This window comes from Isoptericola sp. NPDC060257, from assembly GCF_042726645.1.
GTDB lineage: Bacteria > Actinomycetota > Actinomycetes > Actinomycetales > Cellulomonadaceae > Isoptericola > Isoptericola nanjingensis.
Genome location: NZ_JBHXAW010000041.1, coordinates 1 through 22022, shown reverse-complemented (window position 1 = coordinate 22022; position 22022 = coordinate 1). Strand labels below are relative to the sequence as shown.

The following is a 22022-nucleotide window of genomic DNA, read 5'->3' as shown; positions in this document are numbered from 1 at the left end:
AGGTAGTACTACCTCGCGGAGTCTCGTCCTCCCTCGCGGTCAGAGCGGCATGCCGACGTACTGCGTCTCCTGGTACTCGGCGATGCCCTCGAAGCCGCCCTCGCGGCCGGTGCCGGACTGCTTCATCCCGCCGAACGGCGCGGCAGCGTTGGAGATCACCCCGGCGTTCAGGCCCAGCAGCCCGAACTCGAGGCGCTCGGCGAACGCGAGCCCGCGGCGCACGTCGCCGGTGAACACGTACGACGCCAGCCCGTACTCGGTGGAGTTGGCGAGCTCCGCGGCCTCGTCCTCGGTGCGGAACGTCGCGACCGGGGCCACGGGGCCGAAGATCTCCTCCGTCATGCAGCGGGCGTCGGCGGGAACGTCGCGCAGCAGGGTGGGCTGGAAGAAGTGGCCCGGCCCGTCGACGCGGGAGCCGCCGACGACGACCTGCGCGCCGCGCGACACGGCGTCGTCCACCAGGGACGCGACGGAGTCCACGGCCTTGGCCTCGACGAGCGGGCCCAGCGTGGTCGCGTCGTCCAGGCCGTTCCCGACGACGACGGCGCGGAAGCGCTCGGCGAGGCGGGAGACGAACTCGTCGGCCACGGACTCGTGCACGTAGAAGCGGTTGGCGGCGGTGCAGGCCTCGCCGCCGTTGCGCAGCTTGGCGGCCATGGCGCCGTCGACGGCGGCGTCCAGGTCGGCGTCCTCGAAGACGACGAGCGGGGCGTTGCCGCCGAGCTCCATCGAGGTGCGCAGCACGGTGTCGGCCGCGGCGCGCAGCAGGTTCTGCCCGACCGGCGTGGAGCCGGTGAACGACACCTTCCGCAGCCTCGGGTCGGCCATCAGCGGCTCGCTGACCGACGACGCGGACGCGGACGGCACCACGTTGAGCACGCCGTCCGGCAGGCCGGCCTCGACCATGAGCTGCGCGAACAGCAGCGACGTCAGCGGCGTCAGGCGGGCCGGCTTGAGCACCATGGTGCAGCCGGCAGCGACGGCGGGCGCCACCTTGCGGGTGGCCATCGCGAGCGGGAAGTTCCACGGCGTGATGAGCAGGCACGGGCCCACGGGGCGGCGCTGCACCAGCATCCGCAGCGTGTTCTCCGGGGTGTGCGCGTACCGGCTGTCGTCGTGCGTGGCCTGCTCGGCGAACCAGCGCAGGAACTCGCCGCCGTACGTCACCTCGCCGCGCGCCTCCGCGAGCGGCTTGCCCATCTCGAGCGTCATGAGCAGCGCCAGGTCCTCGCGGCGCTCCTGCACGAGGGCGAACCCGCGCCGCAGGATCTCGGACCGCTCGCGGGCGGGGGTCGCTCCCCACGAGGCCTGCGCCCCCGCGGCGGCGTCCAGCGCGGCGCGGGCGTCGTCGCTCGTCGCGGACGCGACGCGCGTCAGCGTCTCCCCGGTGGCCGGGTTCTCGACGGCGAACGACCCGCCGTCGGAGGCGTCGCGCCACGCCCCGCCGATCAGGAGTCCCGTCGGGACCTCCACGCTGGTCGAGCCTGCCGAGACCGTCGTCGTCGCGCTGGTCGTCGTCGTCATCGTGTTCCACCGTCCTTCGGCTGTGCGGTCGTGGTGCGTGAGGCGACGCGCGCGGCGAGCTGCTCGGAGCCGCGCGCGATCAGGGTGACGTCGGCGCCGACGACGACGTAGGCCGCCCCGGCGTCGAGGTAGCGGTCGGCCATGGCCGGGTCGAACGCGTTGACGCCGACGGGCGTGCCCGCCGCGCGGCACGCGGCGATCGCGCGGAGGACGGCGTCGACGACCTCGTGATGGTCCTGCTGCCCGAGGTGGCCGAGCGACGCGGCGAGGTCCGCAGGGCCGATCAGGACGGCGCCGACGCCGTCCGTGCCGGCGATGGCCGTGGCGTCGTCGATCGCGGCGCGGGTCTCGAGCTGGACGACGAGCGTGATGCCGTCGTCCGCCCCGCCGAGGTAGCCGGGCACGCGGGCCCACCGCGACGAGCGGGCCAGCGCGCTGCCGACGCCGCGGACCCCGGCCGGCGGGTACCGGACGGCGCGCGCCGCGGCCTCCGCCTCGGCGGCGGAGTCGACCATGGGCACCAGGACGTTCGTGGCGCCGAGGTCGAGCACCCGCTTGAGGCCCACCGGGTCGCCGGACGGCACGCGCACGAGCGTCGCGACCGGGTACGCGGCGGTGGCCTGGAGCTGCGCGAGCACGGTCGTGAGGTCGTTCGGTCCGTGCTCGCCGTCGACCAGCACGACGTCCAGCCCGCTGCCGGCGAGGAGCTCCGCCGCCACGGGGCTGCCCATCGACGACCAGGCACCGACGAGGGGACGCCCCTCGTCCCCGGCCTCGGCGAGCATCGCGGCGAGCGAGCGGTCGGTGGTCAGACGAAGCGGCATGTCACGGCCCCCAGGCTCCCAGCGCCGGCGTGATAGTCGGCGTGCACGGTGTCGCCGGGGTGCACCCACGTGGGGCGGGTGAACGACCCGGCCAGGACGGTCTCGCCGGCGGCGAGCGAGTCGCCGTGCGCCGCCAGCTTGTTCGCGAGCCAGGCGACGCCGGCGGCCGGGTGCCCCAGCACCCCCGCCGCGACGCCCGTCTCCTCGATGGTCTCGTTGCGGTACAGCAGGGCGGACACCCAGCGCAGGTCGACGTCGTCGACCCGCACGGGCCGCCCGCCCACCACCATGGCACCCATCGCGGCGTTGTCGCTGATCGTGTCGACGATGGTGCGGCCCGGCATCTCGACGCGGGCGTCGAGGATCTCCAGCGCGGGCACGACGCGGTCGGTGGCGCGCAGCACGTCGGTCACCGTGATCCCGGGGCCCTCGAGCGGCGACGCGAGCACGAACGCGAGCTCCACCTCGACGCGCACGTTCGAGTACCGGGCGTGCTCCACGACGCTGCCGGACTCCAGCACCATGTCGTCGAAGATGACGCCGTAGTCCGGCTCGGTGATGCCGGTGGCGGCCTGCATGGCCTTCGACGTCAGGCCGATCTTGTGCCCGACGACGCGGCGGCCGCGCGCCTCGCCGCGCTCGCGCCAGGTGCGCTGCACGGCGTACGCGTCGGCCACCGTCATGCCCTCGTGCCGCGCGGTGAGCAGCGGCACGGGGGTGCGGGTGCGGTCCGCCTCCGCGAGCTCGTCGGCGACGGCGACGACGGCGTCGTCGTCCAGGGTGCGCTCGCCGTCGGCCCCCGTCACAGCGTTGCCCCCAGCTTGAAGCCCTGCTCCGTGTCCCCCTTGCGGGTGTAGGAGAAACCGTCGGCGCCGACGGTCACCTCCATCTCGGAGTCGTCGGTGCGGGCGACGACGGGCTGCGGGGTGCCGTCGAGGTCCAGCACGAGGGACGCCTCGGTGTACCAGCTCGGCACGACGGGGTTGCCCCACCAGTCGCGGCGCTGGTTGTCGTGCACGTCCCACGTGACGACCGGGTTGTCCGGGTCGCCCGTGTAGTAGTCCTGCGTGTAGATCTCGACGCGGTGCCCGTCCGGATCCCGCAGGTACAGGTAGAAGGCGTTCGAGACACCGTGCCGGCCCGGGCCGCGCTCGATGGCGTCGGAGCGACGCAGCGCGCCGAGCTTGTCGCAGATGGCGAGGATGTTGTGCTTCTCGTGCGTCGCGAACGCCACGTGGTGCATGCGGGGGCCGTCGCCGCCGGTCATGGCGGTGTCGTGCACGGTCGGCTTGCGGCGCATCCACGCGGCGTAGACGGTGCCGTCGTCGTCCTGGATGTCCTCGGTGACGCGGAAGCCCAGGTCCTGCATGAACTTCACGGCCCGCGGCACGTCCGGGGTCACCTGGTTGAAGTGGTCCAGGCGCACCAGCTCGCCGGGGGTGTGCAGGTCGTAGCGCCACGACAGCCGCTCGACGTGCTCGGTCTGGAAGAAGAACTCGTACGGGAAGCCGAGCGGGTCGACGACGCGCACCGACTCCCCGATGCCCTTCGTGAAGCCGCCCGGCTCGCGGCGCACCTCGCAACCCAGCTCGGTGTAGAAGGCGACGGCCTTGTCGAGGTCCTCCGGGGTTCGCACGCGGTAGGAGAACGCGGCGACGGCGGCGACCTCGCCCTGGCGCAGCACCAGGTTGTGGTGGATGAACTCCTCCGTGGAGCGCAGGTAGATGCTCCGCTCGTCCTCCTCCGTGACGTACAGGCCCAGCACGTCGACGTAGAACTCGCGCGACGCGGCGAGGTCGGTGACGACGAGCTCCATGTACGCGCAGCGCAGGATGTCGGGCGCGGGGCTCGTCGGCGTCGGGGTCGGGTTGTCGCAGGTGATCGGCGCCTCCTGGCTCACGTAGAAGCCCGAGGAGGTGAGGGTGCGGTCGTTCAGGTGGGTCATGTCAGGCGTCCTTGCCGTTCAGTTCTTGCCGAAGGTCGGGTTGTGGACCTTGCCGAGCGTGATGTGCACGGCCTGCTGGTCGGTGTAGAAGTCGATGGAGCGGTAGCCGCCCTCGTGGCCCAGGCCGGACGCCTTGACGCCGCCGAACGGGGTGCGCAGGTCGCGCACGTTGTTCGAGTTCAGCCACACCATCCCGGCCGCGACGGCCTGGGAGAAGTTGTGGGCCCGCTTGAGGTCGTTGGTCCAGATGTAGGCCGCGAGCCCGTACTTCACGCCGTTGGCCAGCTCGAGCGCCTCGGCCTCGGTGTCGAAGGGCGTGATCGCGACGACGGGGCCGAAGATCTCCTCCTGGAAGATCCGGGCGTCGGGCTTCACGTCCGCGAAGACCGTGGGGGCCACGAAGTTCCCCGTCTCGAAGCCCTCGGGGCGGCCGCCGCCGGCCACGAGCCGGCCCTCGGTCCTGCCCAGCTCGACGTAGCTCATGACCTTGTCGAAGTGCTCCGGGTGCACCAGCGCCCCGACCTCGGTGTCCTTCTCGTGCGGGTACCCCACGCGCACGCGCTTCGCCTGGGCGGCGTACCGCTCGACGAACTCGTCGTAGACGGCGCGCTCCACGAGGATGCGGGAGCCGGCCGTGCAGCGCTCTCCGTTGAGGGAGAAGACGCCGAAGATCGTCGCGTCGATCGCGGCGTCGAGGTCGGCGTCGGCGAAGACGACGGCGGGGGACTTGCCACCGAGCTCCATCGACAGGCCCTTGAGGTACGGGGCGGCGTTGCCGAAGATCAGCTGGCCCGTGCTGCTCTCGCCGGTGAAGGAGATGAGCGGCACGTCGGGGTGCTTGACCAGCGCGTCGCCGGCCTCCTCGCCGAGCCCGTTGACCAGGTTGAACACGCCCTGGGGGAGCCCGGCCTCCTCGAAGATCCCCGCCCACAGGGACGCCGACAGCGGCGTGAACTCGGCCGGCTTGAGCACCACGGTGTTGCCGGTGGCGAGCGCGGGGGCGAGCTTCCACGACTCGAGCATGAACGGCGTGTTCCACGGCGTGATGAGCCCGGCCACGCCGATCGGCTTGCGGTTGACGTAGTTGATCTGGCGGCCGGGCACCTTGTAGGTGTCGTCGGCCTGCGCCACGATCAGGTCCGCGAAGAAGCGGAAGTTCTCGGCCGCGCGGCGGGCCTGGCCCAGCGCCTGCGTGATCGGCAGGCCGGAGTCGAAGGACTCCAGCTCGGCGAGGCGGGCGTCGCGCGACTCCACGAGGTCGGCGATCTTGTGCAGCACCCGCGAGCGCTCGCGCGGCAGCATCCGCGGCCACGGGCCCTCGGTGAACGCGCGGCGGGCGGCCGCGACGGCGGCGTCGACGTCGGCCTTCTTGCCCGCGGCGGCCTGGAGGTAGGTCTGGTTCGACACCGGGTCCAGGACGTCGAAGGTGGCGCCGTCGGCCGAGTCGACGAAGCGGCCGTCGATGTAGTGCCGGATCGCGGTGGGCAGGTCGGCGGGGCGGTGCGTCTGGGGCGTGTTCTGCACGGTCATCACTTCTCCGAAGGGGCGGGTCGGTGGGACGCCTGCCGCGCGAGCACGGCGTCGAGGGTGTTGGTGCGGTGGTGGCGGGCGGCGAGCTCGACGTCGAGCGCGGTCGTGCGACCCTCGTGGAGCCCGCCGATCAGGTCGAGGATCCCGTCGTGCTCGGCGACCGACTCGCGCGCGCGGCCGGGCACGAACGAGAACGACGAGTCGCGCAGCACGGTTATGCGCCGCCAGCCGCGATGCACGAGGTCGAGGACGTGCGGGTTGGGGCAGGGCTCGAACAGCACCGCGTGGAACTCGAGGTTGAGCTCGGTGAACCGGTGCGGGTCGAAGTCGGCGAGGCAGCGGCGCATCCGTTCGTTGACCGCGCGCGCGGCGTCGAGCTGCGCGGCGGACAGGTGCGGCGCGGACAGCGCGGTGGCGAAGCCCTCGACCAGCGCGAGCGTCTCCATCGTGTGCTGGTACTCGGTCTCCTTGAGGAGGGCGACCTGCGCGCCGACGTTGCGCTCGAACGTCACCAGGCCCTCCGCCTCGAGGCGGCGGATCGCCTCGCGCACCGGGACGACGGACATGTCGAGCTCGCCCGCGAGCTGCGCCAGCACCAGCCGGTAGCCGGGCACGAAGCGTCCGTCCTCGATCCGCTCCCGCAGGTAGGCGTAGGCGCGCTGGGACTTGCTCACGGGGACCGTGGTCGGGGTGCTCATCCGGCGCCCCCGGCCGTCTCGCGCTCGTAGCGGGCGCGCCACTCGGCGTTCATCGGGAACAGCCCGTCGACGGGCGCGCCTGCGGCGACCTGCTGCGCGACCCACGCGTCGGCGGCCTCCTGGGCCTCGGCCTCGGCGAGCACCTCCTCCACGAGCGCCGGCGGGATGACGAGGACGCCGTCGCCGTCGCCCACGACGACGTCGCCCGGCTGCACCGCGGCGCCGCCGCACGCGACGGTCACGTCGGTCTCCCACGGCACGTGCTTGCGGCCGAGGACGGACGGGTGCGGGCCCTGGGAGAAGACGGGGATGCCGATCTCGGCGACCGCGTCGGCGTCGCGCACCCCGCCGTCGGTGACGATCGCGGCGGCGCCGCGCACGTGGGCGCGCAGCGCGAGCACGTCGCCGACGGTGCCGGTGCCGCGCTCGCCGCGCGCCTCGACGACGATCACCTCGCCCGGCCCGACGGCGTCGAACGCGCGCTTCTGCGCGTTGAAGCCGCCACCGTGCGAGGCGAACAGGTCGGGGCGGAAGGGGACGAGCCGCAGCGTGCGGGCGGTGCCGACGAAGCGGTCGCCGGGGTGGTTGCCGTGCACGCCCTCGACGAAGACGTCGGTGTAGCCGCGCTTGCGCAGCGCGGCCGACAGCGTGGCGACGGCGACGCCGGCGAACCGCTCGCGCATGTCGTCGGTGAGCACGAAGGTCGGCTCGGCTGCCGGGGGCGGTGTGCCCCAGGCCTCCGCGCGCTGCGTGTCGTCGACGGCGGGCTTCGACCCGAAGTCCCCGAACGCGTGCGTGCCGGCGGTGACGGTGGTGACGAGCCGGCCGCTGGTGGGGGCGCCCGACGCCTCGGGGGCGTCCACCTCGACCTCGACGACCTGCCCGGGCCCGACGACCGACGACCCCGCCGGCGTGCCGGTGAGGATGACGTCGCCGGGCTCCAGCGTGAGGTGCTGGGAGAGGTCCGCGACGAGGCGGCCGAGGTCGAAGAGCAGCGTGCCGGTGGAGTCGTCCTGGACGAGCTCGCCGTCCACCCAGGTGCGCACGCGCAGGCCGGCGGGGTCGACGTCGGACGCGGGGATCCAGCGCGGGCCGAGCGGCGTGTAGCCGTCGCCGCCCTTGTTGCGCAGGTTGGAGCCCTTGTCGGCGGCGCGCAGGTCGTAGAGGCCGAAGTCGTTGGCCGCGGTGACGGCGTCGACGTGGGACCAGCCGTCGGCGGGGGAGACCCAGCGCGCCGCGGTGCCGATGCGGATCGCGACCTCGCCCTCGAAGGCGAGGAGCTCCGTGCCGAGCGGCCGCTCGATCGTGCCCCCCGTCGCGGCGAGCGACGAGCCGGGCTTGAGGAAGTAGGACGGCTGCCTCGGCGTCCGGCCCCGCTGGGCTGCGCGGGACGGGTAGTTCAGGTGGACGGCGATGATCTTGCCGGGTCTGGGCTGGTCGTCGGTGACCACGGGCACCCCACTGTCGGTCGAGGCTGTCATGTCGTATCTCGGATGATATACGATCTCGCGAACTGCACCACCCCCGCGGACTGACAGAGAGGTCTTCCGGACATGACCACCGGCACCGCCGCCGCCCCCAGCGACACCGCACGTCGCGAGCTCCGACGCGTCGCCTTCGCGACCGTCATCGGCACCACCATCGAGTGGTACGACTTCTTCCTCTACGCCAGCGCCGCCGGACTCGTGTTCGGCACGCTGTTCTTCGAGCCCGCCGGTCCCGGCGCGGCCACCCTGCTGTCGTTCGCGACCGTGGGGATCAGCTTCCTGTTCCGACCTCTCGGCGCGTTCCTCGCCGGCCACTTCGGCGACAAGATCGGGCGCAAGGCGATGCTCGTCGTCACGCTCATGCTCATGGGCGGCGCGACGACGCTCATCGGCGTCCTGCCCACGTACGAGTCCATCGGCATCGCGGCGCCCGCGCTGCTCGTGCTCCTGCGCATCGTGCAGGGGCTGTCGACCGGCGGCGAGTGGGGCGGCGCGGTCCTCATGGCCGTCGAGCACGCCCCCGACGGCCGGCGTGGCCGCATGGGCGCGTTCCCGCAGATCGGCGTGCCCATCGGCCTGCTGCTGGCCTCCGGCATGCTCGCCCTCATGACCGGCGTGATCTCCCCGGGGGACGCGTTCGTCGAGTGGGGCTGGCGCATCCCGTTCCTGCTGAGCGTGGTGCTCATCGTCGTCGGGATCGTCGTGCGGCGGTCCGTGGAGGAGAGCCCCGTCTTCCTCGAGATCGCCGAGAAGAAGGCCGCCGCCAAGACGCCGATCCTCACCCTGTTCCGCAAGCACTGGCTGCTCGTGCTGCTCGCCGCGCTGACGTTCGCCGGCAACAACGCCGCGGGCTACATGACCACCGGCGGCTACCTGCAGAACTACGCGACGACGCCGCTCGCCGAGGGCGGCCTGGTCGGCATGGACCGCACGCCGGTGCTCCTCGCGGTCGCGGGCGCGTCCGTCGTGTGGCTCGCGTGCACCTTCGCCGCCGGCGCGGCCTCCGACCGGATCGGGCGCCGGAACACGTACATCATCGGCTGGCTGGCGTTCCTCGCCACCGTGTTCCTGCTGTTCCCGCTGGTCAACACCGGCAACCCCTGGCTGCTGTTCCTCGGCGTGTCGCTGTTCGCCGTCGGCAACGGGTTCACCTACGGCCAGCAGGCGGCGTACTTCGCGGAGCTCTTCCCCGCGTCGATCCGCTACTCCGGCGTGTCCATCACGTACGCGATCGGCGCCATCCTGGGCGGCGCCTTCGCGCCGACCATCGCGGCCTGGCTCGTGCAGACGACGGGTACCGCGACGTCCGTCGCCTTCTACGTCGCCGGCGTCATGGTGGTGGCGTTCGCCGCCACGCTGCTGCTGCGCGACCGTACCGGCATCCCCCTCGGCCCGGAGCACGAGGACGAGCAGGCCGCCAGCCCGGTCTACGGGGTCTCGAGGGCCTGACGGCGGCGCCGTCGGTCCGGCCCGGTCACCGCAGCTTCTTGCGCACGCTGAGGTACTTGCTCTCGGTGGCCGGGCCCCAGGTCCCGGTGGCGGACACGGACAGCACCCGCTGCAGCGCGGCGACGGCCTTGTCGTGCGCGGCACGGGACTTCGGGCCCCACTTGCCGTCCGCGGTGACGCCCACCGCGCGCTGCGCCGTCTTCACGCCGTAGGGGAACTTCGTGCCGTGCATGCGGGAGGCGGCGCGGATCGCCTGCAGCCGCTGGTCGGTGTTCGTCCCCCACAGGTTGTCGCGCTGGGCCAGGGGGAAGTGGGCCACCTGCTGGAGCCGCTGGGTCGTGCGCGACCCGGTCGGCGCGAGCACGGTGCCGCGGCCGTAGTTGGACGTCGTGCCCACGTCCACGTGCACGTGGTTGCGGTGGTTGGCCGCCGACCCCACCGTCCCGTCCCGCGCGTAGATCACGCCCAGGCCCATCGAGTCCGCGACCTTGATCGCGGTGCGCGCCCGGGAGCGCTCCGAGGAGGGCGCCCCGGCGGGACCGTAGTTGAGGTCCGCCGCCAGGCCGTCGTAGTGCCAGGAGTTCTTCGAGTGCGCCCCGCGGGTCACGCCGCCGTACAGCGGGTGCTCGGAGACCCGGAACCCGTAGGCCCGAGCCCAGCTCAGGAAGTGCCGGAGCGTCGTGGACGAGCTCTTCTGGCGGCCGATGCCCAGGGCCAGCGGTCCCTCGGCGGGCCGGGCGGCCGCTTCCGAGCGCTCTGGCGCCTGCGGAGCGGCGACCACGGGCGCCGCGCCGATCGGGGCGAGCAGGACGGCGCAGACTCCGGCGGCCGTGAGGATCCGGCGGGGCCGGGCGGCCCGGGCGGGGACGGGGGGACGAGCACTCATGGACACCTCGCTCCTCGGTGGGACGGCGGGCTCCGCGGTGCATGGTCGCCCTGAGCCACCATGCATGGCCGTCGTCGGTTCTGCCAGGCGACAGCGTCCGGCCCTCAGCCGCCGAGGGCCTCCCGCACGGCGCTCGCCGACGCGGTGAGGCGCGCCGCGATCTGCTCGTGGTCGATCGGGCTGGCGACGTGCACCACCGCGACGGCCGCCGGCCCGCGCCCGCGCAGCGCCAGCGGCACCGCGACCGACTCGAGGCTGGGGATGACCTCGTCGTGGCTGGTGGCGAAGCCGCGCTCGGCGGCCTGGGCGACGGTGGCACGCAGCGCCTCGGGCGCGTCGGCCGGCCACTGCGCGTGGGGCAGCAGCGTGAGGATCGCCTTGCCGGGCGCGCCCACCGTGACCGGGTGCCGGGTGCCCGGCCGCTGCGCCACGGGCGCGACGGCGTGCCGCGGCTCGACGCTGACGAGGGTCACGCACTCGTCGTGGTCGAGGACGGCGAGGAAGCAGGTCATCCCCAGCTCGTTCGCGACGGCGGTGAGCTCGGGGAGCGCCTCGGCCTGCAGGTCGTGGGCCACGCCCGCGGCGAGCGCCGCCATGCGGGCGCCGAGCGCGACGCCGCCGTTCGCGTCGCGCACCACGAGCCCGTGGTGCTCCAGCGTGCGCAGCAGCCGGTAGGCGATGGAGCGGTGCACCCCGAGCAGCCCGGCGACGTCGTCGATGGTCAGGGGCGCGCGGGCGTCGGCGAGCACCTCCAGGATGCGGATGCCGCGGCTGAGGGTCTGCGACGGGGGCGGGCCGGCGTCGGGCATCGTCGTCCTTCCGGTGGGTTACGCTGCATTCAATAGTAGAACGTCGTGTTCGAATATAGAACACGGCCGCAGCGAACGCCACGCCCGACACGGAGGTCGGGTCGCGCATCGACGACGATGAGGAGAGCTCGTGCAGTTCCACCACCACGGTTACGTCTCCGGCGACCCGCGGGTGCTGCCGCCCGCAGGCACCGGCGTGGACCGGCCCGACGAGCTGCCCGACGAGGTCGACGTCCTGGTCGTCGGCTCGGGGCCGGCGGGCATGCTGCTCGCCGCGCAGATGTCGCGGTACCCCGGCGTCACGACCCGCCTCATCGAGAAGCGCGAGGGCCGGCTGGTGCTCGGCCAGGCCGACGGCATCCAGCCGCGCAGCGTCGAGACCTTCGACGCCTTCGGCTTCGCGGAGCGGATCGTCGCCGAGGCCTACAACATCGGCTGGATGAACTTCTGGGGCCCCGACCCCGAGAACCCGAAGCACATCGTGCGCACCACGCGCACCGAGGACTACGGCCTCAAGATCAGCGAGTACCCGCACCTCATCGTCAACCAGGCCCGCGTGCTCGACTACTTCGCCGAGGCCGCCGCGCTGGGCCCCGCCCGCATCGTGCCCGACTACGGCGTGGAGTTCCTCGGCCTCACGGTGCACGACGGCGACGAGCACCCCGTCGAGGTGCGCGTCCGGCACGTGGGCGGCGAGCGCGCGGGGGAGGAGCGGATCGTCCGGGCCAAGTACGTCGCCGGCTGCGACGGGGCCCGCAGCGCGGTGCGCGAGGCGATCGGGCGCAAGCACGTCGGTGAGTTCGCGGCGCACGCCTGGGGCGTGATGGACGTGCTCGTCAACACCGACTTCCCCGACTGGCGCACCAAGTGCGCGATCAACTCCGAGGCCGGGAACATCCTGCTCATCCCCCGCGAGGGCGGGTACCTCTGCCGCGTCTACGTGGACCTCGGCGAGGTCGCCGCGGACGACCACCACCGGGTGCGCAGCACGCCGATCGAGGAGATCGTCGGGCGGGCCAACGAGATCCTCACGCCCTACGCCCTCGACGTGAAGGAGGTGGCCTGGCACAGCGTGTACGAGGTCGGCCACCGCGTCACCGACAAGTTCGACGACGTGCCCGACGGCGAGGAGCACCGCACCCCGCGCGTCTTCCTCACCGGCGACGCCTGCCACACCCACAGCGCCAAGGCCGGCCAGGGGATGAACGTGTCCATGCAGGACGGGTTCAACCTGGGCTGGAAGCTCGGGTCCGTGCTCACGGGCCTCAGCCCCGAGTCGCTCCTGGCCACCTACTCCGCCGAGCGGCAGCCCGTGGCACAGCAGCTCATCGACTTCGACCGCGAGTGGTCGAGCCTCATGGCCCGCAAGCCCGAGGAGATCTCCGACCCGCAGGAGCTCGCCCACTACTACCTCGCGACGTCCGAGTTCCCGTCCGGGTTCATGACCCGGTACGAGCCGTCGGCGATCGTGGGAGGCTCCGCCCGGCAGGAGCTGGCCGCGGGGTTCCCGCTCGGCAAGCGATTCAAGTCCGCCGAGGTGACGCGCGTCTGCGACGGCAACGCCGTGCACCTCGGGCACCACGCCAAGGCCGACGGCCGGTGGAGGGTCTACGCGTTCGCCGACGCCGCCGCGCCGGGCGAGGGCTCCGCCCTGGACGCCTGGGCGGACTGGCTCGCCTCGCCCGGGTCGCCCCTGGCCCGGTTCACCCCCGAGGGGTCCGACGTCGACGCCGTCCTCGACGTGAAGGTCGTCTACCAGCAGGCCTTCCAGGACGTCGACCTCGCGGCCGTGCCCGACGTGTTCCGCCCCCGGACCGGCCCGCTGGGGCTCACCGACTGGGAGAAGGTGTACGCCGCCGGGCCCACCGTGTGGACCGCGGGCGACATCTTCGCGGAGCGCGAGCTGTCCCGCGACGGCGTGGTCGTCGTCGTGCGCCCCGACCAGTACGTAGCGCACGTGCTGCCGCTCGACGCCACCGACGAGCTCGCCGAGTTCTTCGCCGGGGTGTTCCTCGGCCGCTGAGCTATCGTCCCGAGGACACCGGCCGCGATCGAGGGGAGCAGGCCCGTGCTCGTCCGCCACCGGGGGGTCTCCCCGTCCGTCCACCCGACCGCGTGGGTCGCCCCGACCGCCGTGCTCGTCGGGGACGTGACCGTCGCGGCCGGAGCCCGTGTGCTGCACGGCGCCGTCCTGAGCGCCGAGGACGGCGCCGTCGTCGTGGGCGAGGACAGCGTGGTCATGGAGCACGCTCTCGTCCGCGGGCGGGCCGGCCATGACGCGCGGATCGGTGCCGCCGTCCTGGTGGGTCCGCACGCCCACGTCAACGGCAGCACGGTCGAGGACGAGGTGTTCGTCGCGACCGGCGCCGCGCTGTTCCCCGGCAGCCGGATCGGTACCGGAGCCGAGGTGCGCATCCACGGGGTGGTGCAGGTCAACACCGTGCTCCCGCCCGGCGCGCTCGTCCCGATCGGCTGGGTCGCCGTGGGCGACCCCGCGCAGATCCTGCCGCCCGACCGGCACGACGACGTCTGGCAGGTGCAGCGGGAGCTCGACTTCCCCGGGACGGTCTACGGCGTGGGGCGCGACGTGCCGATGCGGGAGCTGATGCGCCGCCAGTCGGAGTTCTACGCCGCGCACCGTGACGACGAGGTGCTGCCGGGGTGACGCGTGGGCGATCATCGTCCGCATGACCCTCACGCTCCGCCCGCCACGGCTCGACGACGAGGCCGCGCTGCGGCGCATGCACGACCAGCTCGCGCTGGACGGGTTCACGTTCCTCCAGCACGGCGGGACGTGGGAGCAGGTGATCGCGGCCGTGCGTCGCGAGTCGCTCGGGGAGGACCTCGCCCCGGGGCGGGTGCGGTGCGACTTCCTCGTCGCCGACGTGGACGGCGTCCCGGTGGGCCGGGTGTCCGTGCGACACGAGCTCAACGACTACCTGCGCGACATCGGCGGGCACGTCGGGTACGCGGTCGCGCCCGAGCACCGCCGTCGGGGGTACGCGACGGCGATGCTCCGGCAGTCCGTCGAGCTCCTCGCCGAGGGCGGCGTCGAGCGGGTCCTCGTCACCTGCGACGTCGACAACACCGGCTCCGCCGCCGTCATCGAGGCGTGCGGCGGCGTGCTGGAGGACGTGCGAACGCGCGGCGACCAGACGAAGCGGCGCTACTGGATCGCCGCGACCGCATGACCGACCTGCTGCGCGTGCGTGAGTGGGGCGAGGGCGCCCGCACCGCGGTGCTGCTGCACGGCTTCATGGGGTCCGCAGACTCCTGGTGGCGGGTCGGCCCCGCGCTCGCGGAGACCGGCTGGCGGGTCCTCGCGCCCGACCTGCCCGGGCACGGCCGGTCCCCGCGCGACCCGCGGCTCACCGTGCCGCGGGCGGCGCGTGCCGTCGTCGCGACGCTCCGCGCGAGGTCCGTCGTCGCCCCCGGGCTCGCCGTCGGCCACTCCTTTGGCGGGGTGGTGCTGGCCGCTGCGCGCGAGGAGCTCCGGCCCGCGCGGACCGTGCTGGTGGACGCCGTGCCCCGGTTTCACGGGGGCGGCGCCCGGGCGGGGCTGCTCGCCGGCTACGTCCGCGACCGGCGCGCCCGTACCGCGGACGAGCTGCGTCGCACCCGGCCGCACTACAGCGACGAGGACGTGCGCGTCGAGGCCGCGGCGGCCGATGCGTTCGACCCGGAGACCGGTGCGGCCGTCGCCTCCTCCGCCGACGGTGCGTGGCCGCTCCCGGAAGGTGCCGTCGTGATCCGGGCGTCGCCGAGCGCGTTCGTTACCGACGAGGACGCGGCGGCCCTGGCGAAGTACGGGGTCGTGGTGCGCGACGTGCCGGGGGCGGCGCATTCCGTCTGGTACAGCCACTACGACGCGTTCATGGCGGCGCTCCGCGCGTCGTTGCCGGGCTGACCGGTCAGGCGGCGAGCGAGCGACGGGGCGACGCCGCGCCGATACTGGTGGACGACCAGGAGTGCCCAGCGGCCGAGGAGGGCCCGACGATGGCCGACCTGATGATCGACTACATCACCTCGCTCGACGGGTTCGGATCCGCCGACGGGTGGCCCGGCCTGTGGGGTATGGGCGGGCCGGACTACTTCGCGTTCCTCGAGGAGGACGGCCGGCAGGAGTACACGACCCTGCTGGGCGCCACGACGTACCGGCTGTTCGCGGGCTTCGCCGAGACGGGCGAGGAGGAGATGGCCGAGGTCACCGCGCGCCCCAAGGTCGTGTTCTCGCGGACCCTCACCGAGCCGCTGGGTTGGGCGAACACCACGCTCGTCGCGGGCGACGCCGTCGAGGCCGTGGGCGCGATGAAGCAGCACGACGTCGCGCTCCGGACCATCGGCAGCCCCAGCCTGTGCCGCTCCCTGCTGCGGGCGGGACTCGTCGACCGCGTGCGGGTCGTCGTGTTCCCGGTCGTCAACGGCGCCACCGGCCACGACCGGCTGTACGACGGCTGGCCCGACGTCCGGCTGGACCTCCTCCAGCACCGGACCCTCGACGGTCGGCTGACGCTGCTGGAGTACGCACCGACCGTGCTGGACGGCCCGCCCGGCGCGGACTGAGCCGCCGCCAGGCCGTCGCTGGGCCGCCGTCAGAACGGCGGGTCGCCGTCGTCGCGCACGGCGACTGGGTCGGCGGTCTGCTCCGGCGGGAGGGCCGCGTCGGTCGGGTCGATCGTCGGCGCGGGCTGGAGGACGAGGTGGTCGGCTTCGCTGGCCCACTCGTCGAGGTCGCCGAGAGTGTGGTCGGCGGATCCGGGCGTTGTGAGGTAGGTGCGGCCGCGGGGTGAGGTCCAAGCCAGGACGCCGGCTCGGTCCGGGCCGGCGAGGTGTTCGACGGCCCATCGGGACTCGTGCTTGAGCGTGTGATGGCGGCGGCACAGCGCGGCGAGGTTGGTGGAGTCGGTGGTGCCGCCGTGTTCCCAGGCGGTGGTGTGGTCGAGGTCGCAGCGTCGGGCGGGGATGCGGCAGCCGGGGAACCGACAGGTCAGGTCGCGCTGGGTGAGGAACGCGCGCAGGTCGGCGGGCACGACGTAGGAACGCCGGTCGGCGGTGAGCAGGGCGCCGGTGACGGGGTCGGTGAGCAGGCGCCGCAGGGTGGGCGCGCGGGTGACCAGGTGGCGTGCGGTCTCCGCGTCGACGGGGATGGTGCCGTCCAGCAGACCCGGACTCTCGCCGGTGCCGGTGAGCGTCGTGATCGGGACGGTCACGTGGACCGCGGGTCTGACGGTCCGGGCCAGTGTGGCGAGCGGGTCGGGAAGAGGGGCGCAAGTAGGGGCGGTTGACGGGTCTGGCAGGCCCGGCGGTCCGGATCCCGGCGCGGTCCCCGGTGCTGATCCTGGTGGTGTGCCCGGCGGGCTGCCTGGGTCGGTCTCCCGGCCCGGAGGGTCTGCCTCGTTCCTGGTGTGATCCTCGTCGAGGAGTAGGGCCGTGAGGGTCGCGGCGCGCAGCTGCCCGACCCCGCGCGGGTCACCGGTCGTCTTCGCTCTCGTGGCGGTGCGGTGCAGGCGGTCGTAGGCGGCACGCGCGACCGGGGTCGGCAGGTGCGCGGTCAGCCAGGACATCCCGTCGGAGCCGTCGTCGACCCACACGCCCGCCTTCAGGGCGGCGGCCTGATGCCGGACCTCGGCGGGCACGGGGTGCAGCCGGTCGCGGGCGGCGCGCGCGAGCACCCCGAACCGGGCCGCCGTCATGTCGGGAGCCCTGCCCAGGACCGCGCGCTCGACCTGCCCTGCGACGCTCGGGGGCAGGTCGCCTACTGCGTCCGCGAGCTTGGCCGCGTGCTGGTAGGTGATCGAACCCGCGCACAACGCCTCCAGGGTCGCGGTCGCCTTCGAGGCCAGGACGTCGGCGTCCGCGAGCCAGCCGGCTGCGACGTGCTCGCTGACCCCGAGCATGCACGCGACCTCCGCGACCAGCGCGCGGTGCGCGACCGAGGAGCGTCGTTCCGGCGCCGCCGACGCGACCCGCTCCACCCCGACGTCCAGCAACGCCTCCGGCACCACCCGCGCCGCGCCCAGGACCCGAGCCAGCGCGACCGTGCGGCGACCCGCCGCCGCGTTCACCACCACCTGCTCGTCCGCGGCCTGGTCCAGCGCAGCATCCAGCCGGGAAGCGGCGGTGCTGGGCGGGGTGGCCATACGAGTACTCAACCACCCGCCACCGACACGACGTCGAACAGGCGTTCGAGACCCGTCGCCGGGTGAAGCGACCCGAGAGCAGGTCCACCGCTTCCGCGCGGCGAGTGCGCCCAGCATCATGAGAGTGTGAAGAAAGCCCGCCGCGCCGGCGCCGTCGCGGCGGTCGTCCTCGTCCTGGCGACCGCCTGCACCGACGACCCGCCGCCGGTCGACCCGACGTCGCCCGCCGCGTCGTACGTGCGCACCGGGCCGTGGAACGAGGGCGACGCGGCGGCGTTGGACGGCCAGCTCCAGCTGGTCGACGGCTGCCTGGTCGTCGAGAACGGCGGCACGACGACCGTGCCCGTGTTCCCCTCCGACTTCGCGTGGGACCCGCAGGCCCGGACGCTCGAGGCCTTCGGGCTCACCCTGACCGTCGGCGAGCAGGTGTACCTGGGCGGCGGCGTGACCAGCAGCGTCACCGAACACCTCCCCGACTCGTGCAGCGGGGAGCAGTTCCTGGTCCAGAGCGGCCAGAGCGAGCCCCGCGAAGGCTGACGCCCCGACCCGGGACGAACCGGCCCACGACCGCTCCTGGGCTCACGTCCCAGGAGCCGTCGTCCGCAGGAGCTGCGGGGAGGACGCGAAGCCGAGCCGCCCGTTGACGGGCACCGCCCTGCGGCTCGAGTGGGCGGTCGCGTGCGCCGCGCCGCGCCGCGTCGCGTGCTCCGACGCGGCCTCCACGAGCGCGGTGCCGAGGCCGCGACCGCGGTGGTCCGAGCGGATGAAGACGGTCTGGATGTCCGCCGACATCCGGCGGGTGGCACCGGGGCGCGGGACGCGCGGGACGAACGCCACCCATGCCATGCCGACGACCTCCCCTCTCGCGCTCCGGGCGACGAAGGCGGCGTGGGAGTCGCCGCGGTCGGCCCACCAGCGATCGAGATCGATGGCGAACTCGTCGACCGCCTGGTCGTCGACCCCCTCGCCGGCGGTGTCGATGCACAGGAGTCGTGCGAGGCCTGCGACGTCGGCGGTGGTCGCCCGGCTGATCAGCATGGGTGCAGTCTGGCGCGGCCCGCCGAGCTACCGCGTGCGGTTCACGCGCAGGATCTCCTCCTGGTACGGCGCGACGACGGTGGGCGACACGCGGCAGTCGAGCATGAGGAACCGGCGCTGGTCGAGGGGCTCGCGCGCCCAGGTGCCGAGCCGGTCGAGGTCGGCGAGGCTGCGCACGACGACGCCCTCCGCGCCGACGGCGGCGGCGAGCGCGGCGAAGTCGGTCTCGGGGATGCGCATGGGCTCCTCGGCGAGGCCCTGGCGCCCGTAGACGTGCACCTCGGCGCCGTAGACGGCGTCGTTCCACACGACGGCGACGCCGCGGCCGCCGGCGGTGCGCACGGCGGTCTCGAGGTCGGCGAGGGCCATGAGCCCACCGCCGTCGCCGGTGGTGAGCACGACGGTGGCGTCCGGCTGGGCCGCGGCCGCGCCGGCGACGCTGGGGAAGCCGAGCCCGATGGACTGGAAGGCGGTGCCGACCATCATCATCCGGTCGGGCGACGCCACGGGCCAGTACATGTTGGCCCAGCCGATGAAGTGGCCGCCGTCGGACACGACCACCCGGTCGGCGGGGAGCAGCGCGCCGATGCGGCTCGCGACGCCGCGCGGGTCGAGCCGGCCGTCGGCGGCGAGGCCGTCCGCGGGCCCGGTGTCGTACGTGCGGGCGGCGGCGACGCCGACGGAGTCGCGCCAGCCCGACGGCGCGGCGCCCAGGGCGCGCAGCTCGTCGAGCAGGGCGCGCGTCACGAGCGCGGCGTCCCCGCGGACGAACGAGCCCACGTGCCGGTGCGTCGCGGCCTGCGCGACGTCGACCTGGACCACTCGGGTGCCGGGGGAGAAGAGCTCTCCGAACCGCATCGTGAACTGGTTGAGCGACGCGCCCACGACGACGGCGACGTCCGCCTCGCGCACCAGCGCCATCGCGCCGTCGGCGCCGAACCCGCCGGCGACGCCGAGGTCGTACCGGCCGTCGGGGAAGACGCCACGGCCGAGCGCCGTCGTCGCCGTGAGCGCCCCGGTGGCGTCCGCGAGCTCGCCCAGCGCCGCGCTCGCGCCGGCGAGCCAGGCGCCGCGGCCCGCGAGGAGCAGGGGTCGCTCGGCCCCGGCGAGGGCGCGCGCGAGCTCGGTGATGGCGGCGGCGTCGAACGGGCCGGCGGGCGCGAGCGGCCCGGGGAGGGCGGGCTCGGGCGCCTCGGGCACGGGGCCGGCCTCGAGCGCGGCGACGTCGTAGGGGATGGCCAGCACGACGGGCACGCGGTAGGTGAGCGAGTGCTCGATCGCGATGACGGTGGTCGCGGCGGCGTCCGCGCGGCCGACGGTATAGGTGCGCGCGCCGACGGCGGCGGCCAGCGCGATCTGGTCCACGTCCCACGGGCGCGGGCCCGACGTCGGCTCGTCGCCCGCGAGGAGCACGAGCGGCACGCGGGCCTGCGCGGCCTCGGCGAGCGCCGTCAGCGTGTTGGTGAAGCCCGCGCCGTACGTGACGGTCGCGGCGGCGATGCGGCCGGAGGCCCGGAAGTAGGCGTCGGCGGCCACGACGCCGCCGGCCTCGTGCCGGACGGCGGTGAACCGGGCGGCCGCGGTGCGCTCGACGTCGTCGAGGAACCAGGCGTTGCCGTTGCCCATGACGCCGAAGACGTGGTCGACGTGCTGGGCGAGGGTGCGGGCGACATGGGCGGACACGGTGGGCACGGGGGCCTCCAGGGGAACAGTGACGGATGAGTGGTGCGGTCCGTATGTGTCCCGTGCGGTCCCGACGCCGGGTCCGACGTGCTGGCGGTGCAGCGGTGCCTGCCGGTGACCGGGCTGCCGTGCGCCCCTTTTTCGAGCGCAAGGCGGCGCGGGTCCGCCTCGACGCCGCGAGTATATCCACCGGTCGGGCGCGATCTCCGACGGGGTCTTGTGGAGGCAGAAGGTCAGGCGTAGCTTACCGTAAGTGGCTACTGACATATCCGGGTTCGCCGCCCTGGCGGACCCCACGCGGCGCGAGATCTACGAGCGCGTCGCGGCCCGGCCGTCGTCGGTCGGGGAGCTCGCCGCCGGGCTGCCCGTGAGCCGCCCGGCCGTCTCGCAGCACCTGCGCGTGCTCAAGGACGCCCGGCTGGTCGCCGACGAGGCCGTCGGCACCCGCCGCGTCTACCGCGCCGACCCCGAGGGGCTCGCGATGCTCCGCGAGTACCTGGACCTGTTCTGGCGCCGTTCGCTCGACAGCTTCGCCTCCGTCGCAGAGGAGACCTTCCATGACCACCCCCACCCGACCTGAGACCGCCCCGGTGTCCGTCTCCGTGGACGTCGCCGCCCCGGTCGAGCACGTCTTCGACGTGTTCACGCGGCAGATGCCGACCTGGTGGGCCCCGTCCCACCACCTGCTCGACGACACCGTCGACATGGACGTCGAGCTCCGGGCCGGCGGCTCCATCACGGAGGTCGACTCCGCCGGGCGCCGCTGCAGGATCGCCCGCGTGCTCGTCGTCGAGCGTCCCGCGCGGTTCGTCTTCACCTGGGACGTGTCGCCGCGCTGGGAGGTCGAGACCGACCCTGCGCGCTGCAGCGAGGTGCACGTCTCGTTCGTCGCGGTCGACGAACGCCGCAGCCGCGTCGTCCTCGAGCACCGGCACCTCGAGCGGCACGGGGAAGGCTGGGAGGGGATGCGCGACGCCGTCGGCGGCGCCGACGGCTGGGCCGTCGACCTGAGCGGGCTGCAGCAGGCGGCGGGCACGGCATGACCGGGAAAACCGTGGATCGTCGGGGCGGGTCTGCCGTAGCGTCGCGGCCGGCTCGCAGGGAGCCCCGCCGGTCGCGTACCAGGGCGGTGACTGAGAGGTGTGATGCACGATGACGGTTCCGGTGTCGGCGAGCGGGCGTGCCCGCTGCCACGAGCGCACCCACCGGAACCCGTGCAAGGAGCACCACCATGGTCGACCTGAGGATCTTCTCCGTCCGTGAGTCCCGCCATCGCATCCACAACCCGCTGACCGAGCGACAGCTCGCCGACCTCGGGGAGCGGCTCGAACTTCCCGCGGGCACGCGCTTCCTCGACCTGGCCTGCGGGTCCGGCGAGATGCTGTCCACCTGGGCGCGTGACCACGGCGTCACCGGACGGGGGGTGGACCTCAACCCCGACTTCGTCGCCGCCGCCCGGGCGCGCGCCGACGAGCTCGGCGTCGGCGACGCCGTTCGCTTCGTCGAGGTGGACGCTGCCGGCTACGTGGCCGACGAGCCCGTCGACGTCGGTGCCTGCGTGGGCGCGACCTGGATCGGCGGCGGGGTGCCCGGCACCCTGGACCTGCTGCGCAGGAGCGTCCGGCCCGGCGGGATGCTGCTGGTCGGCGAGCCGTACTGGCGCGTGATTCCGACGTCCCCCGCCGCCCTCGCGGCGTGCGGAGTGGAGTCCGCAGACGCCTACCTGGCGCTTCCCGAGCTGCTGGCGTCGTTCGGCGGCCTCGGGTACGACGTCGTCGAGATGGTCTGCGCCACCGAGGAGTCCTGGGACCGCTACATGGCGCCCCAGTGGCTGACCATGCGCCGCTGGGCGGACACCCACCCGGACGACGAGCTGCACGACGACGTCCGTCGCCTCCTGGCCACCGAGCCGCAGCAGTACGCGGCCGGCGCGCGCGTGCACTTCGGGTGGGGCGTGTTCGCGCTGATCGCCCGCTGATCAGGGCCGCGGTCGGCGGGCGGGCCCGGCC

The 22022-nt window shown here is 73.9% G+C and carries 22 protein-coding genes; 10 read left to right on the top strand and 12 right to left on the bottom strand.

Going from position 1 to position 22022, the window contains the following annotated elements; translation table 11 throughout:
* Nucleotides 1–39: 39 nt before the first annotated feature.
* From ACFWEK_RS05610 to ACFWEK_RS05580, 7 genes are read right to left on the bottom strand one after another with little or no spacing between them, the layout of a single operon-like run.
* Entirely contained in the window at nt 40–1524 is a 1485-nt protein-coding gene (locus ACFWEK_RS05610) for an NAD-dependent succinate-semialdehyde dehydrogenase (RefSeq protein ID WP_430546513.1), read from the bottom strand.
* A complete protein-coding gene (locus ACFWEK_RS05605) occupies nt 1521–2348 on the bottom strand; it encodes an HpcH/HpaI aldolase/citrate lyase family protein (protein WP_430553390.1) in 828 nt (275 codons plus the stop codon). The genes ACFWEK_RS05610 and ACFWEK_RS05605 overlap by 4 nt, the downstream gene beginning before the upstream one ends.
* A complete protein-coding gene (locus ACFWEK_RS05600; protein WP_430553389.1) occupies nt 2333–3154 on the bottom strand; it encodes a fumarylacetoacetate hydrolase family protein in 822 nt (273 codons plus the stop codon). Before ACFWEK_RS05600 ends, ACFWEK_RS05605 begins: the two co-directional genes overlap by 16 nt.
* Nucleotides 3151–4293 (bottom strand): 3,4-dihydroxyphenylacetate 2,3-dioxygenase, encoded by a 1143-nt coding sequence (gene hpaD, locus ACFWEK_RS05595; protein ID WP_430553388.1) that lies wholly within the window; start codon nt 4291–4293, stop codon nt 3151–3153. The genes ACFWEK_RS05600 and hpaD overlap by 4 nt, the downstream gene beginning before the upstream one ends.
* A gap of 18 nt (nt 4294–4311) precedes the next feature.
* Nucleotides 4312–5823: a 5-carboxymethyl-2-hydroxymuconate semialdehyde dehydrogenase gene (gene hpaE, locus ACFWEK_RS05590; RefSeq protein WP_430553387.1), complete on the bottom strand. Its 1512-nt coding sequence runs from the start codon at nt 5821–5823 to the stop codon at nt 4312–4314.
* Nucleotides 5823–6521 carry a GntR family transcriptional regulator gene (locus tag ACFWEK_RS05585; protein WP_430553386.1) on the bottom strand — a complete coding sequence of 233 codons (699 nt, stop codon included), beginning with the start codon at nt 6519–6521 and terminating at the stop codon, nt 5823–5825. Before ACFWEK_RS05585 ends, hpaE begins: the two co-directional genes overlap by 1 nt.
* Nucleotides 6518–8002 (bottom strand): fumarylacetoacetate hydrolase family protein, encoded by a 1485-nt coding sequence (locus ACFWEK_RS05580; RefSeq protein WP_430553385.1) that lies wholly within the window; start codon nt 8000–8002, stop codon nt 6518–6520. Before ACFWEK_RS05580 ends, ACFWEK_RS05585 begins: the two co-directional genes overlap by 4 nt.
* Before the next feature lie 72 nt (nt 8003–8074).
* On the opposite strand from ACFWEK_RS05580, the gene ACFWEK_RS05575 reads away from it, so the two are divergent.
* Entirely contained in the window at nt 8075–9457 is a 1383-nt protein-coding gene (locus ACFWEK_RS05575; RefSeq protein ID WP_430546506.1) for an MFS transporter, read from the top strand.
* Nucleotides 9458–9482: 25 nt separating this feature from the next.
* Here ACFWEK_RS05575 and ACFWEK_RS05570 read toward each other — a convergent pair whose 3' ends face one another.
* Both ACFWEK_RS05570 and ACFWEK_RS05565 read right to left on the bottom strand, forming a co-directional pair.
* Nucleotides 9483–10343 carry a hypothetical protein gene (locus ACFWEK_RS05570; RefSeq protein ID WP_430546505.1) on the bottom strand — a complete coding sequence of 287 codons (861 nt, stop codon included), beginning with the start codon at nt 10341–10343 and terminating at the stop codon, nt 9483–9485.
* A 104-nt stretch (nt 10344–10447) separates the two neighbouring features.
* Nucleotides 10448–11152 (bottom strand): IclR family transcriptional regulator, encoded by a 705-nt coding sequence (locus ACFWEK_RS05565; protein ID WP_430553384.1) that lies wholly within the window; start codon nt 11150–11152, stop codon nt 10448–10450.
* 130 nt (nt 11153–11282) lie between these two features.
* On the opposite strand from ACFWEK_RS05565, the gene ACFWEK_RS05560 reads away from it, so the two are divergent.
* From ACFWEK_RS05560 to ACFWEK_RS05540, 5 genes are all read left to right on the top strand, one after another.
* Nucleotides 11283–13175 (top strand): FAD-dependent monooxygenase, encoded by a 1893-nt coding sequence (locus ACFWEK_RS05560; protein WP_430553383.1) that lies wholly within the window; start codon nt 11283–11285, stop codon nt 13173–13175.
* A 45-nt stretch (nt 13176–13220) separates the two neighbouring features.
* Complete coding sequence (locus ACFWEK_RS05555) at nt 13221–13817, top strand: gamma carbonic anhydrase family protein (RefSeq protein ID WP_430553382.1); 597 nt, start codon at nt 13221–13223, stop codon at nt 13815–13817.
* A 22-nt stretch (nt 13818–13839) separates the two neighbouring features.
* A complete protein-coding gene (locus ACFWEK_RS05550) occupies nt 13840–14343 on the top strand; it encodes a GNAT family N-acetyltransferase (protein ID WP_430553381.1) in 504 nt (167 codons plus the stop codon).
* Nucleotides 14340–15059, top strand: coding sequence for an alpha/beta fold hydrolase (locus tag ACFWEK_RS05545; protein ID WP_430546500.1), 720 nt, complete (start codon nt 14340–14342; stop codon nt 15057–15059). The genes ACFWEK_RS05550 and ACFWEK_RS05545 overlap by 4 nt, the downstream gene beginning before the upstream one ends.
* Before the next feature lie 89 nt (nt 15060–15148).
* Nucleotides 15149–15715: a dihydrofolate reductase family protein gene (locus ACFWEK_RS05540; RefSeq protein WP_430553380.1), complete on the top strand. Its 567-nt coding sequence runs from the start codon at nt 15149–15151 to the stop codon at nt 15713–15715.
* Nucleotides 15716–15744: 29 nt separating this feature from the next.
* On the opposite strand, the gene ACFWEK_RS05535 is transcribed toward ACFWEK_RS05540, so the two are convergent.
* On the bottom strand, nt 15745–17292 hold the full coding sequence (locus tag ACFWEK_RS05535) for a DUF222 domain-containing protein (protein ID WP_430553379.1): 1548 nt from the start codon (nt 17290–17292) through the stop codon (nt 15745–15747).
* A 126-nt stretch (nt 17293–17418) separates the two neighbouring features.
* Here ACFWEK_RS05535 and ACFWEK_RS05530 point away from each other — a divergent pair, with 126 nt between their 5' ends.
* Nucleotides 17419–17829, top strand: coding sequence for a hypothetical protein (locus tag ACFWEK_RS05530; RefSeq protein WP_430553378.1), 411 nt, complete (start codon nt 17419–17421; stop codon nt 17827–17829).
* Between the two features lie 42 nt (nt 17830–17871).
* Here the strand turns inward: ACFWEK_RS05530 and ACFWEK_RS05525 are convergent, their stop codons facing one another.
* On the bottom strand, nt 17872–18330 hold the full coding sequence (locus tag ACFWEK_RS05525) for a GNAT family N-acetyltransferase (protein ID WP_430553377.1): 459 nt from the start codon (nt 18328–18330) through the stop codon (nt 17872–17874).
* A 27-nt stretch (nt 18331–18357) separates the two neighbouring features.
* A complete protein-coding gene (locus tag ACFWEK_RS05520) occupies nt 18358–20022 on the bottom strand; it encodes a thiamine pyrophosphate-binding protein (RefSeq protein ID WP_430553376.1) in 1665 nt (554 codons plus the stop codon).
* Between the two features lie 244 nt (nt 20023–20266).
* On the opposite strand from ACFWEK_RS05520, the gene ACFWEK_RS05515 reads away from it, so the two are divergent.
* From ACFWEK_RS05515 to ACFWEK_RS05505, 3 genes are all read left to right on the top strand, one after another.
* On the top strand, nt 20267–20593 hold the full coding sequence (locus tag ACFWEK_RS05515; protein ID WP_430553375.1) for an ArsR/SmtB family transcription factor: 327 nt from the start codon (nt 20267–20269) through the stop codon (nt 20591–20593).
* Nucleotides 20571–21056: an SRPBCC domain-containing protein gene (locus ACFWEK_RS05510; protein WP_430553374.1), complete on the top strand. Its 486-nt coding sequence runs from the start codon at nt 20571–20573 to the stop codon at nt 21054–21056. The genes ACFWEK_RS05515 and ACFWEK_RS05510 overlap by 23 nt, the downstream gene beginning before the upstream one ends.
* A 188-nt stretch (nt 21057–21244) precedes the next feature.
* A complete protein-coding gene (locus ACFWEK_RS05505; protein ID WP_430553373.1) occupies nt 21245–21991 on the top strand; it encodes an SAM-dependent methyltransferase in 747 nt (248 codons plus the stop codon).
* The last annotated feature ends 31 nt before the right edge of the window (nt 21992–22022 follow it).